At 31.8% G+C, this 15,242-nt stretch carries 14 protein-coding genes; 12 read left to right on the forward strand and 2 right to left on the reverse strand.

All coding sequences use genetic code 11. The annotated features are described in order from the left end of the window. Positions 1–3 precede the first annotated feature (3 nt). Both HNP65_RS02390 and HNP65_RS02395 read left to right on the forward strand, forming a co-directional pair. Complete coding sequence (locus tag HNP65_RS02390) at positions 4–669, forward strand: DUF554 domain-containing protein (RefSeq protein WP_184618777.1); 666 nt, start codon at positions 4–6, stop codon at positions 667–669. A gap of 10 nt (positions 670–679) precedes the next feature. Beyond that, entirely contained in the window at positions 680–1,468 is a 789-nt protein-coding gene (locus tag HNP65_RS02395; protein WP_184618778.1) for a Rossmann-like and DUF2520 domain-containing protein, read from the forward strand. Here the strand turns inward: HNP65_RS02395 and HNP65_RS02400 are convergent. Further along, positions 1,420–2,850 (reverse strand): phosphohexomutase domain-containing protein, encoded by a 1,431-nt coding sequence (locus HNP65_RS02400; protein WP_184618779.1) that lies wholly within the window; start codon positions 2,848–2,850, stop codon positions 1,420–1,422. The genes HNP65_RS02395 and HNP65_RS02400 overlap by 49 nt on opposite strands. 214 nt (positions 2,851–3,064) lie before the next feature. Between HNP65_RS02400 and HNP65_RS02405 the strand changes: the two genes are divergently transcribed. From HNP65_RS02405 to HNP65_RS02435, 7 genes are all read left to right on the forward strand, one after another. Continuing rightward, a complete protein-coding gene (locus tag HNP65_RS02405; RefSeq protein ID WP_004101799.1) occupies positions 3,065–3,598 on the forward strand; it encodes a cupin domain-containing protein in 534 nt (177 codons plus the stop codon). Between the two features lie 26 nt (positions 3,599–3,624). Continuing rightward, a complete protein-coding gene (gene speD / locus HNP65_RS02410) occupies positions 3,625–4,017 on the forward strand; it encodes an adenosylmethionine decarboxylase (protein WP_004101797.1) in 393 nt (130 codons plus the stop codon). 2 nt (positions 4,018–4,019) lie between these two features. Continuing rightward, a complete protein-coding gene (gene speE / locus HNP65_RS02415; RefSeq protein ID WP_184618780.1) occupies positions 4,020–4,919 on the forward strand; it encodes a polyamine aminopropyltransferase in 900 nt (299 codons plus the stop codon). 86 nt (positions 4,920–5,005) lie between these two features. Beyond that, positions 5,006–6,028 (forward strand): extracellular solute-binding protein, encoded by a 1,023-nt coding sequence (locus HNP65_RS02420; RefSeq protein ID WP_184618781.1) that lies wholly within the window; start codon positions 5,006–5,008, stop codon positions 6,026–6,028. A gap of 15 nt (positions 6,029–6,043) precedes the next feature. After that, positions 6,044–7,135, forward strand: a complete 1,092-nt coding sequence (locus HNP65_RS02425; RefSeq protein ID WP_184618782.1) for an ABC transporter ATP-binding protein — start codon at positions 6,044–6,046, stop codon at positions 7,133–7,135. 2 nt (positions 7,136–7,137) lie between these two features. After that, the gene (locus HNP65_RS02430) at positions 7,138–7,953 is read left to right on the forward strand and encodes an ABC transporter permease subunit (protein WP_184618783.1); all 816 of its coding nucleotides are present in this window, start codon (positions 7,138–7,140) and stop codon (positions 7,951–7,953) included. After that, on the forward strand, positions 7,950–8,720 hold the full coding sequence (locus HNP65_RS02435) for an ABC transporter permease (RefSeq protein WP_126993341.1): 771 nt from the start codon (positions 7,950–7,952) through the stop codon (positions 8,718–8,720). The genes HNP65_RS02430 and HNP65_RS02435 overlap by 4 nt, the downstream gene beginning before the upstream one ends. Here HNP65_RS02435 and rsmD read toward each other — a convergent pair. After that, positions 8,703–9,242 (reverse strand): 16S rRNA (guanine(966)-N(2))-methyltransferase RsmD, encoded by a 540-nt coding sequence (rsmD, locus tag HNP65_RS02440; RefSeq protein WP_184618784.1) that lies wholly within the window; start codon positions 9,240–9,242, stop codon positions 8,703–8,705. The genes HNP65_RS02435 and rsmD overlap by 18 nt on opposite strands. 146 nt (positions 9,243–9,388) lie before the next feature. Between rsmD and HNP65_RS02445 the strand changes: the two genes are divergently transcribed. The 3 genes from HNP65_RS02445 to HNP65_RS02455 are packed head-to-tail and all read left to right on the forward strand — an operon-like array spanning position 9,389 to position 15,241. Further along, the gene (locus HNP65_RS02445) at positions 9,389–11,212 is read left to right on the forward strand and encodes an ABC transporter substrate-binding protein (RefSeq protein WP_184618785.1); all 1,824 of its coding nucleotides are present in this window, start codon (positions 9,389–9,391) and stop codon (positions 11,210–11,212) included. 53 nt (positions 11,213–11,265) lie between these two features. After that, positions 11,266–12,699: an ABC transporter permease gene (locus HNP65_RS02450; RefSeq protein ID WP_184618786.1), complete on the forward strand. Its 1,434-nt coding sequence runs from the start codon at positions 11,266–11,268 to the stop codon at positions 12,697–12,699. A gap of 13 nt (positions 12,700–12,712) precedes the next feature. Then, positions 12,713–15,241, forward strand: coding sequence for an ABC transporter permease (locus HNP65_RS02455; RefSeq protein WP_184618787.1), 2,529 nt, complete (start codon positions 12,713–12,715; stop codon positions 15,239–15,241). Position 15,242 lies beyond the last annotated feature (1 nt).

Genomic DNA, 15,242 nt, shown 5'->3' on the forward strand with positions numbered 1-15,242 from the left:
AATATGATTACACCTGTTGTAAATGCAATAGCAATTGTTATCGGAAGTTTAATTGGAATAATCTTAAAAAAAGGATTCCCGGAAAACATCAAAAAAATTCTCTTTTTTGCAGTCGGACTAAGTACAATTGGTATGGCTATAAATATGATAATAAAAGCCAACAACTTTTTAATAGTATTAGGCTCTATGGCTATTGGTGGAATAATCGGAGAATTAATAAATATAGAAGGTAAATTAAAAAAAATCGGTGATAGTATTAAAGAAGGTGACTTTTCGACTGGCTTTGTTGCATCTTCAATCCTTTTTTTAGTAGGACCCTTGACAATTATTGGTTCTATTACCGCAGGTCTTACCAAAGACGGTTCATTAATTTACATGAAATCACTACTCGACGGAATTTCCTCAATAGTTCTTTCATCGATATATGGTCTTGGAGTTATGCTATCTGCTATTTCAGTTTTACTGGTTCAAGGTTCATTAGTTCTTCTTTCCTCAAAACTTTCTTTTTTAACAAATCCTTTATATTTAAATGACTTGGTTGCAGTAGGTGGAGTAATGGTAATAGGAATAGGATTAAAAATACTTGATATAAAGGATACAAAAGTTGGGAATTTTCTTCCTGCACTTTTTATATCACCAATATTAAGTTTTTTAACTAGCTTACTCTAGGGGGGAAAATATGAAAATAAATATAGTTGGCGTTGGAAAAGTAACCACTGCACTTTCTTATAATCTAAAAGATAAAGTAGATATTGGATACATACTTTCAAGTGATTTAAACAAAGCAAAAAAACTCTCTAATGAACTTGGAAAAGGTATTCCAGTAACATATAATGACAATTTTAAATTTGAAGATATAGTACTTGTTGGTATAAATGATTCAGCTTTACCAGATACTGTAGACCTAATTAAAAATTTTGTTTCCGAAGGAAATACTGTTATTCACTTTAGCGGGTTTCATTCTTCAACAATATTTCCAAAAGAATGGAATCCTGCATCAATACATCCTAATTGTCCTGTGATAGGCAAGGAAACAAACTTTAAAGATGTGGTATTTGGAATTGAAGGAAATACAAAAATTGCAAAAGAAATAGTAAATTTGCTTGGCGGGAAATATTTTGAAATTCCATCCGAATCAAAAGTTCTTTATCATCTTTCTGCAGTTTTAATGAGTAACTTTCCACTTGCACTTGTATACCTTGCCGAAAAACTTTATAAAAATGCAAATTTATCAAACAAAATGTTCCTTGAAGTTATGGAAAGCCTTTTAAAAACAACAATTGAAAATGTTAAAAAAAATGGGACCTTAAACTCTATAACTGGTCCCATTTACAGAGAAGATGTGGATATTGTAAACGTTGAAATGGAAATATTTTGTAGTACTTTTCCTGAACTATGCAATCTTTTTGATGGATTTATTCAGATCATACTCTCAATGAAAGAGGAAAAGGAAACCGAAAGTTCTTGAAGCCTTTTTTCAGCATATTCCCTATTATCTGAGTGAACCATAACATAAGCTTTTAGTTTTGGTTCAGTTCCAGATGGTCTAACAAAAATAGATGCATCTTCAAATTCTAACTTTATAGTTTCATTAGGTTCAATATCTTTGTATCCCTTTGAATAATCTACTATATTAGCATCAAATGGGATATTCCCTGCTTTAATTTTTTCATAAAGTTTTTTTGCAATTGAAAGCTCTTTAAATTTAAAATTCAACAATCTTTCAAAATAATAGCCATATTTTTCATACAAATGATTCAATCTTTCAATTAAATCATAGTGTTTTGCAACAGATGCAATTAAAGCAGAACCTATTACTGCATCTTTGTCTCTTGCTATATCACCTGTAAGATAACCACAACTTTCCTCAAAACCAAATAAAAATTTATAACTACTTTTTTCTGCAAGATCTCCAATAAATTTAAACCCTGTTGGAGTCTCAAATAGCTTCACTCCTTTTTCATCACACATTGGCTTTACCATATTAGTAGTAACAATAGTTTTTACAATCATCGATGATTCATCTGCATCTTTTAATAAGTAATCTGCTATTAAAATTCCTACTTGATTTCCCGTAAGTCTTTTACCTTTCCAAACAACACCTACTCTATCACAATCAGGATCAGTGGCTATTGCTAAATCTGAACCGTACTGTTTTTGATACTTATATAACAACACCAACGCTTCATCATCCTCAGGGTTTGGTGTAGTAACCGTTGGAAAATTACCATCTGGAACCATTTGTTCCTCTACCTTAATGACTTCTGCTCCTAACTTTTCTAAAACTTTAACTACAGGGAATGCACCTGTACCATGAAGAGGAGTATAAACTACCTTAAGACCACTCAAATCTGTAGAAATTAATTCTACTACTTTATTAATATAAACATTTAAAATATCATCTCCAACAAACTCATAATTTTCTGATAAATTTATTGGTAAATTCCAAGCGTTTTCTACATACCTTGATAATACATTAGTTATACTTGGTACTGCCTGAACTCCGTTTGAAGTATAAACTTTGTAACCATTATATTCTGGTGGATTATGACTCGCTGTAATTACAACTCCCATGTCATATTTTAGATATCTAACTGCAAACGATAAAACAGGTGTTGGTACAGGTCTATCAAAAATTTTAACTTCGTGATTATCCGCAGAAAAAACTTGAGCTGCTAATTTTGCAAATTTTCTTGAATTATTTCTCGTATCATATGCTATTATAATTTTGTTAAGATTATTATCTTTCATGTAATTTGAAACGCCCTTACTTGCCACCATAACAGTTTTCTCATCAAATTCTCCCTCTCTCATAACTCCACGTATTCCACCAGTACCAAACAATATCACCATCTTCTCCTCCTTTCGTTATTCTATTTATTTATTATACATTATACATGACTACTTTCAAATAACAACTTTCCATACGTACGGTATCAACATCAAATTTGTTACATTAAAGTTACCCTTTTTTCACACAAAAAATAGCAAAATGGTTATATAATATGTTCTGTATCATAGACATTTTTTGTTCAGTATTATAGACATCACATGGGGTGGGATATTGAAATTAGGTAAGAAAATAAAGACTTTACGCATTGCAAGGGGGTACACGCAAGAAGAGCTAGCAGACAGATGTGATCTTTCAAGAAGTTTTATTTCTCAACTTGAAAATGATCAGGTATCGCCTTCAATAGACACTTTAGAAAGGATTTTAAGAGTTTTAGGTAGCGATTTAAAAACTTTCTTTTCTACAGATAAAAGACAAGAAAAAATAGTATTTAAAGCAAGTGAAAGAGTTCCAATGTACCTGGATGAATACGGAATAAAAGGATATATACTCATGGATAATATCGAAGATAAATCGATTGACCCGAAACTTATTGAATTAGCACCAGGTGCTGAGACAGAAGAAGAAGATCCACATGAAGGTGATGAGTTTGGATACGTAATAAGTGGGAAGTTGGAATTAATTTTAGATGGTAAGGTGTATAAAGTAAATCAAGGCGACTGTTTTTACTACTGTTCAGATAGAAAACATAAAATAAGAAACCCATATGAAAAGAGTGTAAAATTTCTTTGGATAGATATTGAATAAAAATCTTTAAAAGGGGAGGGATTGTTATGAAAAGCTTAGGAAGACATATCATAGCAGAATTTTATGACTGTGACAAGGAAATTCTTGACAATGTTGAAAAAATTGAGCAATCAATGAAAAACGCAGCGTATGAAACTGGCGCTACGCTAGTTAACTCCTCATTCCATAGATTCCTCCCTTACGGAGTAAGTGGAGTAGTAGTTATATCAGAATCTCATTTAACAATTCATACATGGCCTGAATACGGTTACGCCGCTGTAGATTTGTTTACATGTGGAGACGATGTAGATCCATGGAAGGCTTTTACATATCTAAAAGAAGTTTTGAAATCTCAGAGAGTACATGTTGTAGAACATTTAAGGGGAAAATACGACGAAATTGGAATTCCAGAAAATTCCCCACATAAAATGGAGGTGTAAGTATGTCCGAAGAAAAAATAATCGATGGAATGCAATATGGCTTTGTACCTAACAGACATCTCTGGTACTTTGAATATTACACTCCAGGTAATTGTGGTATTTTCATGAAAATGAATAAACATCTTTATAGTGCACAAAGTAAATATCAAAGAATAGATATTTTCGAAACGGATTTCTTTGGTAGAGTTTTTTCATTAGATGGAATTACGATGACTACAGAAAAGGATGACTTTTTCTACCACGAAATGCTAGTTCATGTTCCAATGTTCATGCACCCAAATCCAAAAAAGGTATTAGTAATTGGTGGTGGTGACGGCGGAAGCGTAAGAGAAGTATTGAAACACAAAAGTGTAGAAAAAGTTATAATGTGTGAAATTGACGAAATGGTTGTCGAAGCAGCAAAAAAATATCTCCCTGTCACAGCTTCAAAATTGGATGACCCAAGGGTAGAACTTGTCTTTGAAGATGGATCTCAATTTGTAAGGAATTTTAAAAATGAATTTGATGTAATTATAATTGATTCAACTGATCCTACAGCAGGTGAAGGGGGACACTTATTTACTGAAGATTTCTATAAAGCATGTTTTGATGCTCTCAAGGAAAATGGTACACTTTCTGCCGAATCAGAAGATTGGTTGTACGATGGTGCCTGGTTAAGACTTGCATATTCTAGAATAAAGAAAGTATTCCCTGTTACAAAACTATACCTTGGATTTATGCCAACTTATCCAAGTGGTATGTGGGGTTACACATTTGCATCAAAAGGAATCGATCCTATTAAAGACTTTGATCCTGAAAAAGTTAAGAACTTTGGTGAAGAATTAAAATACTACAACGAAGAAATTCACAAAGCTGCATTTGCCTTACCAACTTTCTTAAAAAAGGAATTAGAAAATTTATAATGTATAAATCAATTTAATAATCTCTTGGATGGACAACTCGTCCATCCATTTTTATTGAAAAAAATACCGTAAAGGAGGTTACAAAAATGAAAAAATTCTGGATTACTTTAATATTGATTGCCGTTGTTGTAGTTGTTACATTTGTTGCAATTCCTAAAAAGAAAGTACTTTACATATACAACTGGGAAGAATACATCCCAGAAGAGGTAATAAAATCTTTTGAAGAAAAATACAATTGTAAAGTGGTTTACGATTCTTTTGCTTCAAACGAAGAAATGTATGCAAAAATCAAAGCCGGTGGTGGTGGATACGATATAGTTTTCCCATCGGGAGATCACGTATCAATAATGAAAAAAGAAGGTTTGTTATTAAAATTAGATCTTTCAAAAATACCTAATTTTAAATATCTAGACAAAGAAATCCTTTTAAAAACAATTTACGATCCAAATCACGAATATAGCGTACCATACATGCTAGGATCTACAGGAATTGCTGTTAACAAAAAATATGTAAAAGATTATGAACATTCATGGGCTATATTTGAAGATGAAAGATTGAAAGGAAAAATGACACTTCTTGACGATATGAGAGAAGTATTTGGTGGAGCATTAAAATATCTAGGGTATTCTGTTAATACAACAAATCCTAAAGAAATAGAAGAAGCAAAACAATTGATTCTTAAATGGAAAAAAAATATTGTAAAATTTGATGCATCTTCATATGCAAATGGAATAGTAAACGGTGAATACTGGGTAGTCCATGGATACGGTGAAGATATATTCCAGAGAGTTCCAGAAGGTGAAGAAGACAATTTTGATTTCTTTATTCCAAAAGAAGGTGGAACTTTATGGATCGATAACATGGTTATACTCAAAGATGCAAAAAATGTTGATCTTGCATACAAATTTATAAATCACATTCTTGACCCTAAAAACGCTGCAATAATTGCCGAATTTTTAGGACTTCCTTCACCAAATACAGAAGCAAGAAAATATATTACAAGTGAACCTATTTATACTTTAGAAGATCTCAAAAACTGTGAATTTATAAATGATTTAGGCGATGCAATAGAATTATATAACAAAGCATGGCAAGAAATAATTATGTAAATAAGGTGAAAAAGAATGATAGGAAGTCATGTGTCAATTAAAGCTATTAATAAATGGTTTGGAGATTTTCAAGTATTAAAAAATGTTAACCTTGAAATCAAGAAGGGAGAATTTTTCTCCCTTCTTGGTCCTTCTGGTTGTGGTAAAACAACTCTTTTGAGAATTATAGCTGGACTTGAAAATGCTGATGAAGGAGATATAAAATTTGACAATGTTTCTATTCTTTCAATACCTCCTCATAAAAGACCAGTAAATACAATTTTCCAAAACTATGCACTCTTTCCACACTTAAACGTATTTGAAAATATTGCGTTTTCACTAAGGCTAAAAAAATATTCAGAAGACGAAATTAAAGAAAAAGTTGAAAAATTACTAAATTTAATTAGATTGGAAGAACATGCTAATAAAAAACCTAACCAACTCTCAGGTGGTCAAAGACAAAGAGTAGCCATTGCAAGAGCTCTTGCAAATGAACCCAAAGTTCTCTTACTTGACGAACCTGTAAGTGCCCTTGATGCTAAACTTAGGCAAGAGTTATTAATTGAACTTGACAATCTGCACGATCAAGTTGGAATAACTTTCATATATGTAACTCACGATCAGGCAGAAGCAATAAGCATTTCTGACCATGTTGCTGTAATGAACGAAGGAAAAATTGTGCAATATGGTACACCATATGAAATTTATGAAAGCCCTGCTGATAAATTTGTTGCAACATTTATTGGTGAGACAAACTTAATGAAAGCTATTGTTTTAGAAATTAATGAAGAATTGCTAAAGATAGAAGCACCCGGTATAGGAGAATTCTATTGTTATAAAGACAAAGAAGTAAAGGAAAAAAATCAAATACTTCTCACCTTACGGCCTGAAAAGATTAAAATTTCTAAAAAGCCTTTAACCGGTAAAAATGTATTTCACGGAATTATCGAAGAAGAAATTTACATGGGATATCAAACAAGATATTTTGTAAAACTTGACAATGGTTTTATTTTAAGAGTATACAAACAACATGTAAATTATCTCCTCGATGAACCTATTTTGACTTGGAAAGACGAAGTATTTGTTAGCTGGGATCCTAATGACAGTTTTATTGTTGAGGTGAACTAATTGTGAAATACGTTTCTGGATACAGTATATGGTTAGTTCTTTTTTTCATAGTACCCGTTTTAATAGTCCTCAGCTTTAGTTTTATGGAAAAATCTATATATGGTGGAGTAGAATTTTCCTTTTCTTTGGAAGGTTATAAGTCACTTTTTTCTATAGGATACTTAAAAATTTTATGGCGAAGCATATGGATCTCATTTGTAGCAACCTTACTAACAATTTTATTAGCACTTCCTGTTGCATACTACATTGCAAATAGTAAAATAAAAGACTTATTACTTTTACTAGTTGTAATCCCATTCTGGACAAATTCACTAATAAGAATCTATGCATGGATATTTGTTTTAGGAAATAACGGGATCATTAATCAAGTTTTAAGAAAAATAGGGTTAGTAAATGACTACATACAGTTTCTTTATAATCCTTATGCAGTAATTCTAGTTATAGTCTATACTTATTTGCCATATGCAATTATTCCACTTTTTGCTTCTATAGATAGACTTGAAAAATCAATATTGGAAGCAGCTTTTGATCTAGGATGTAACAAAACTAAGGCTTTTTTCAAGGTTTTAATTCCTAATATTAAGAGCGGACTTATAACTGCTACCTTATTTGTTTTCATACCTGCTCTTGGTTCTTATGCCATTCCAGATCTCGTTGGAGGAGTAAACTCAAAAATGATAGGTAATGAAATTGTAAGGCAACTTACCGTGGCAAAAAATTGGCCTGCAGCTTCTGCAATCTCTTCTATACTAACTCTTGCAACACTAATTGGTGTGTTACTATTTGTAAAATCTACTCAAAAGGAAGTGCATACATGAAACCTGGGGCACTATCAAAAACAATTACAATCTTTACTTTTGTATTTTTCTATGTACCAATCTTTATTGTTATTCTATTTTCTTTTAACAACTCTAAGTCTCCAGTATGGACCGGTTTTAGTTTGCACTGGTACAAAGAACTATTCTTTGATTCATACGATGTATGGAGAGCATTTTTTAACTCTATATTAGTTGCTGTTAGTTCAAGTTTAGTAGCAACTGCACTTGGAACTTTAGCCGCTATAGGACTTTATTGGGAAAAGTTTAGAGGTAAAAGTACAATTTGGATTATTTCTTATCTTCCTCTAATAATTCCAGATATAATAATAGGTGTTTCTCTACTTATATTTTTTGTCATGTTAAAGATTCGTCTAAGTTTGCTTACAATCTTTATTGCACACACTACTTTTTCTCTTTCATATGCTATGATGATTGTTTATTCAAGGCTTCAAGACTTTGAATACAGTATCGTTGAAGCAGCATACGACTTGGGAGCAACAAAAAGTGTTGCATTGTATAAAGTAATAATTCCTGTGGCATTCCCTGGAATTTTAGCAGCGTTTTTCATGTCTTTTACTTTGTCAATTGACGATTTTGTTATAACATTCTTTGTTGCAGGCCCAGGTTCTACAACATTACCTCTTAAAATATATTCAATGATAAGATTTGGAATTTCACCGACAATAAACGCTATATCTACATTGCTTCTTGTTGGAACAATTGCAATAAGTCTAACAATGAAGAAATACTTAAAGTACATCTTTTAACTTAAATAAATCAATCAATACATCTCCATATTTTTTTGAAGATAACACCTCCAAATAATCAGGAGGTGTTAATTTTTCCTTTTTAGAATGTTCAACAATAAGAATGCTATCCTCTTTTAGCACATTACCAACAAAGTTTAGTAATTCATTAACTATTCCAAGGTTAAAAGGCGGATCCATAAAGACAATATCAAATTTTTCTTTTGCACTTTTTAAAAATATCCTCACATCTTTTCTTATTACTTTTATTTTATCTTTCACATTTAAGTTCCTTGCATTTTTTTCAATTGTCTTTGTAGATTTTATTGAAACATCCACAAAAAATACATTGCTTGCTCCATTACTCAAAAATTCAAACCCCACCACTCCACTACCTGCACAAAGTTCAAGAACTGTCTTTTCTTTTAAATCAATCATACTTACAAGTGCCAACCTTACTTTCCCTGGCGTATATCTTGTATTTGCATTTGGAACCAGTTCAACTTTTCTACCTTTTAATTCTCCGGATTCAATATATAACAAGCAAATCACCCCTTTGCACTTATATATTTTATCAAAATTATTATTGTATTAATTTGACTTATCTGTTTCATTTTTTGTATAATAATAGTTGCGTTGTTACAAAAAGGTATTTTTTATTACACTTTCATAAAGGAGGGGGTCGTTTTATGAAACGTTTGTTCGTATTCTTAACTATTTTGTTATCATTATTTATGTTTGCTGAAACAGTAGTTAACTATGCATTACTAGAAGATATCACAACCACAAATATCTGGAACTTACTTGGATCAGGTTCATCAGCATGGAATTTTTATATTCAGCTTTGGAAATATCCATCACTCCTTGGAATGAATAAAGATGGAATGTTAATACCATCCGCAGCAGCTGAAATCCCAGAAATTGTCGAAGAAAATGGAATGTATACAGTAACCGTAAAACTAAGAAAAGATTTAAGATGGAGTGACGGCTCACCATTTACCGCAGACGATGTTGTTTTCACATATAATACTATCCAAGAAATGCAAATTCCAGGCGGAAACTGGACCGGTGCATATGAACCTAAGAAAGTTGAAAAAATAGATCCATGGACAGTAAAATTCTACTTCGAAGAAAAGAAAACAATGACAATTTACTACGACACACTCATGACAGCTATAGTCTCTAAAAACTTCTGGCAACCATATGTAGAAAAAGCAAAAAAACAAGAAAATCCTGTTAATTGGCTATTAAGTCAAGAAGTAGTAGATCCAGGAATCACTGCATTAAATCTTGGAAAGATCGAAAAAGGTGCATTTGTTGAAGTAAAAAGAGAAGTTGATAAAGATTTCTATTGGGCCCAAGGTGAAAAAAGCATTTTCTATGAAAATGGAGGATTTGTCATTGAAAATCCAAATTCTGGTTATAAATGGACAAGTGTAAATCCTTCTCCAGAAGGCAATGTAAAACTGACCGTTGAAAATGGACCTTACGTAGATAAAATAATCTACAGGATATATGGAAACAAGTCAGTAGCACTTCAGGCACTCCAAAAAGGTGATGTTGATTTTGTTTTAAATCCAAATGGATTAACATCAGGTGAATTTGAATCACTAAAAGGTGTACCTGGCATAAAACTTACAGTTAATCCTTCACTAGGCTTTAGATATTTAGCATTTAACTTAAGAAAATTCCCATTCAATATTAAAGAATTCAGACAAGCAATTGCAGCATTGATAGATAGAGACTATATCTGTAATAGGGTATTGCAAGGAAAAGCAATTCCTCTTGCAACTCCTGTTCCACCTGCAAATACATTCTGGTATAACTCTGACGTTAAAACAATAGGTGAAGGACTCTCAAGAGGCGAAAGATACCAACTTGCAATAGAACTTTTGAAAAAAGCTGGATTTAGCTGGGATCAAGAACCAATTCTTGACTTAAATAACACCGCAAACCCAGTAGTCAAAAAAGGTAAAGGATTAAAGGGACCAGATGGAAATTATGTTCCAGACCTTGAACTACTCTCTCCATCCGGAGAATACGATCCTATGAGAGCAACCACAGCTATTTACATAGAACAATGGGCAAAAGATTTAGGAATTCCAATCGACGTAAAACTTACAGACTTTAATGAAATAGTTACTAGAGCATTTGATGAAGTTGATTTTGATATGTACATGTTGGGTTGGGGTATAGGAAGAGTTCCAACATATTTCAAGAGTTTCTGGGCATCAGATCAAATGGCACCAGAAGGATTTAATACACCAGGATACAACAATCCAGAATTTGATGCTCTTGTTGAAGAGTTTGAAATGGCAGATAACTTTGATGAAGCGGTTGAAGCAATTAAGGCTGCACAAGAACTTCTTGCAGAAGATCTCCCTTACATTATTCTCTTTACAACTCCAATATATGAAGCGTACAGAGATAGCATAGCATTCCCATACACAGACATTCTTGATGGTATCCAAAATTACAATGGATTCCCAGAAAATGTTATGAAAGTAAAATAATTTCTCACCCCCTCGTTTGAGGGGGGCTATTTTAACAAAAAGGAGAGGTGAAAATGAAGACAAAACTTTCGATACAGCTTATAGTAGGAATATTGTTCATAATTACGTTGTTTTTTTCATCTAAAATCGCTTTTGGATTAATTCTCCCACTTTTAGGAATTATAATCACTACAACAAACACAAAAAAGATCCACCACTATGTATTTTTAATCATTACATTAATTCTTTACTTTTCAGCCTTTTTTAATTTTAAGTATTTATTCATTTTCAGCCCAAGATTCAATTATTTACTTTCAATAGTATTGTACTTATTTTCACTACCACTGCCAGGATTATTCAAATTTATTAGAAATAGACTGTATCAAATGCTAATATTACTCATTATATATGTTACAGTTGTTTTCTTTATATTCCTTGCTATGCCTGGAGATTACACTTCAAAATTTTTGGATCCTAAAATAATGAAACAACCTGAAATGATGGAAAAAATTAAAAAATTGTTTGGTGTCGATGACCCGTGGTATGTAAAATATGCAAAACATATGAGAAATTTCTTTAATCTTGAACTTGGAATTTCTTTTTCAGAATATCCGAAAAGAGTCGAAGATATAATTGCAGAAAGACTTCCAAGAACAGTTTTTCTATTTTTAATGACAACTTTATCTTCATATATTTTGGGATACAATCTTGGAAAAAGAATAGCTTGGAAAAGAGGAGGTATTTCAGATAAAGTCGCAACATTTGTTGGAATTGTATTTTGGACAATATTTACACCATTCTTTATGTTAATTATGATATGGTTATTTGGTGTTGTATTAGGTATTTTCCCATTAAGCGGTTTTATAGAACCATCAAAATGGCTAAATGTTAACTTCTCAACCCAAGATGTATTTATACGATTGTTGCTAAGTGCTTTTGTTTTAGTCGCATTCTGGGTAATTGGTATAATTGTTGCATCTTTCATGAAAACGAAAAAAGCTAAAAATATATCAGTACTTTCGATATCGCTTTCGGGAATTATATTAGTAGTATTATATTGGCTTTTTAATGGATATGGCTATTATGCGCTTGATATTATATACCATGTTGTTCTTCCGGTTATATCTCTTACCATCCTTGGCTTTGCAGGAAGCATGTTAGTCATGAGGGATACAATGCTTGAAATTATAAAGGAAGATTATATTACAACTGCAAAAGCAAAAGGTCTTCCAGACAAAGTTGTAAGAGACAAGCATGCTGCAAGAACTGCACTTTTACCGCTCGTTACAAGTTTTGTATTATCTCTCGCCTCAACAGTAAGTGGCGGTGTTATAACTGAAACTATGTTTTCTTGGAAAGGTATGGGACTTACACTCTTAAATGCTACACTTGTTCAAGATACCCCACTTGCTATGGGGTGCCTTACATTTACAGGTGTATTTATTTTAGTTGCTCATTTGGTAGCCGATATTTTATACGCAATCCTAGATCCTAGAATCAGATATTGAAGGGGTGAAGCAGATGGCAAATGAATCAATCACCAAAATAAAAATAAAGTTATTTTTAAAGAACTTTAAAAAGAATTGGGAACTATTTAAAGAAAATAAGATGGGGGTTTTTGGTTTAAGCATTATTATAATATTTGGTCTTTTTGCAATTTCCTACCCAATTGCATGGCAATTTGTTGACCACAGTATATACAATCCAGTTACTGGGACAGATCCTAGAATCCATGATATATCATACATTTCAAAATACATGTCACCACAAAATGTTATAAAAGGAATAGAAATTCCTCCGTCAATAATATTTACATATTCTTTCTTAGATCAAGGGGAAGAATTTAAAAAGCAGATAGAACAAAAAATAGATCAAGCACAAAGAAAATTCGTAAATTTAGATTATGCACAAGCTTTTAGGCACGTACTTGATTCAATTGTTGATAATTACTTTCCTATGAAAGAAAGAATAAGATTTCAAACTCAAGTAAATCAATTAGCTGAACATGATTTAATAACAATAAAGCCTATTGCACAAGTGATCGAAATAGGTGATAGAAAAAAATTCTCACTAACTTCATTTAAAAAATTGCTTGAAAAATTAGATATAGAAACTCTGGCAAGTGCATTATCTCCATACAAAGGCGAAAAAGAAATTTCAACTATTTCACTATGGATTAAAATTACTGCCGGAAAGGATAAAAGAGAACTCTTTAAAAAATTACTCTACAAAGAATATTCCAATGAAGAGATCAAAGAAGCACAAAATAAAATTTACAAAGCTATTTCTAACCTTGCAAGAGAAAAAATAATAGAAGTTCAAGTATCCGTTTCAAATCAATCTGATCTTGAATCAACAATAGAATTTGAAAAAATACCTATAGTTGATCTTGCTAAGTCAACTGTATTCAATACTTTAGTTGATATTCTTACATTATCAAAAATTAACAATAATTATGATGAAACAATTAAAATGTTTAAAAATACCAAGTATGAAAATCTATTAGATTTTGCAATTTCTAAAATTCCTGACCTCAGCGTTACAGAAAACAAAGAATCAAATAAAAACAGAATAACAAAATATTTCGAAGAACTTTCAAAAGAATTTTCAAAATTAGGATTAGAATTCAATTTAAAAGAACCAGCAAAACTCCTTGACAATATTTCTGGAATAAACCTTGCAATTATAACCTTTGATCTTTCTCCAAGTATTAAAGCAAAATTAGAAGATAATCTCTCTGATTATCCACAAATACTTGAAAGCTTTAGGAAAAAACAAGAAAATCTATTTAAAATTGTTGCAAATTCAAGAACATACATGTTATCAGTTGTAAGTAAAATAACCAATATTCCATTAAACATGATCAATATTCCAAAAATATATTTGTCATTAGACTTTACAAAACTTATTCCTGCATTGGATGATCCAATGATAAACCTTCTAGCACTTGCAACATATAACACAAAACACTTTGATCTTATAGTGGAAAATTTAGAAAGTGCTGGTGATGCTAATTATAGAAGAATAGATATTGTTGAAAAATTAAAGAATCATTCACCTGTAACAAACCATATAAAGTTATTAACAAATAGTGAAGATAAGATAATATCAAAAACCATCCTCTCACAAATAATAAAAGAATATACAAATAATCTATCTGAAAACAGTAGAAAATACTGGGAAGAAAAATATTCAGATATTTTGACTTCAAACAATGACTTTAAAGAAGCATTAAATTACCTAAATCAACCGCTTAATTTATCCGAAAAAGAAGCAAAAGAACTAGTTGTAAGCATTTATAACGATCTTGCTCTTGCATCCAAATTAGGCATACAACATCCTTTACCACCAAACAGATGGCACATACTTGGTACAGATCCAGGTGGTAGAGATATATTCATGCAACTTTGGAGAAGTACCCCAAGTGAATTTATGCTCGGCTTCTTGGCAGCAATCATTACCGTAACTATAGGTACCATTATTGGAACAACTGCTGCTTATTATGGTGGTTTTATTGATACTTTTTTCATGAGACTTGCAGATTTAATGTTGTTATTCCCTGGTATTGCATTCTTAATAGTACTTTCTGGATTTTTCAAACTCAATCTTTTCTGGCTAGCTCTAATTCTTGGACTTTTAGGTGGTTTTGGAGGAATTACATTGGTTATAAAAGCTCAGGCACTTACAATTAAAGTAAAACCTTACATAGAAGCTGCAAAAGTTGCCGGAGCTTCAAACAGATATATTATCTTTAACCATATAATTCCTAATGTTATGCCACTTTCTTTCCTTTACATGATGTTTAATGTCACAGGAGCAGTTTTTTCAGAAGCTTCTTTGAGTTTCTTTGGCCTTCTAAGAATAAGAATTAGTTGGGGTATCATGATAAATACTGCTTGGACTTCTGGTTATCTATCATCAGGCAATATAGGTTCATATTGGTGGCTATGGGTCCCAGCCGGTTTAATAATTACAATATTCTGCTCAGGGTTTTATTTCTTGGGTAGAGGTCTGGAAGAAATTGTAAATCCAAGACTTAGAAAGAGGTGAT

Origin of the sequence: Thermosipho japonicus, from assembly GCF_014201655.1 — a bacterium.
GTDB classification, from domain to species: Bacteria; Thermotogota; Thermotogae; order Thermotogales; family Fervidobacteriaceae; genus Thermosipho; species Thermosipho japonicus.

Bases quoted from the DNA above. Each gene is read 5' to 3' on its own strand.
- HNP65_RS02390 (WP_184618777.1), top strand. From the start codon at position 4: ATGATTACACCTGTTGTAAATGCAATAGCAATTGTTATCGGAAGTTTA.
- HNP65_RS02395 (WP_184618778.1), top strand. From the start codon at position 680: ATGAAAATAAATATAGTTGGCGTTGGAAAAGTAACCACTGCACTTTCT.
- speD (WP_004101797.1), top strand. From the start codon at position 3,625: ATGAAAAGCTTAGGAAGACATATCATAGCAGAATTTTATGACTGTGAC.
- speE (WP_184618780.1), top strand. From the start codon at position 4,020: ATGTCCGAAGAAAAAATAATCGATGGAATGCAATATGGCTTTGTACCT.
- HNP65_RS02420 (WP_184618781.1), top strand. From the start codon at position 5,006: ATGAAAAAATTCTGGATTACTTTAATATTGATTGCCGTTGTTGTAGTT.
- HNP65_RS02425 (WP_184618782.1), top strand. From the start codon at position 6,044: ATGATAGGAAGTCATGTGTCAATTAAAGCTATTAATAAATGGTTTGGA.
- HNP65_RS02435 (WP_126993341.1), top strand. From the start codon at position 7,950: ATGAAACCTGGGGCACTATCAAAAACAATTACAATCTTTACTTTTGTA.
- HNP65_RS02445 (WP_184618785.1), top strand. From the start codon at position 9,389: ATGAAACGTTTGTTCGTATTCTTAACTATTTTGTTATCATTATTTATG.
- HNP65_RS02450 (WP_184618786.1), top strand. From the start codon at position 11,266: ATGAAGACAAAACTTTCGATACAGCTTATAGTAGGAATATTGTTCATA.
- HNP65_RS02455 (WP_184618787.1), top strand. From the start codon at position 12,713: ATGGCAAATGAATCAATCACCAAAATAAAAATAAAGTTATTTTTAAAG.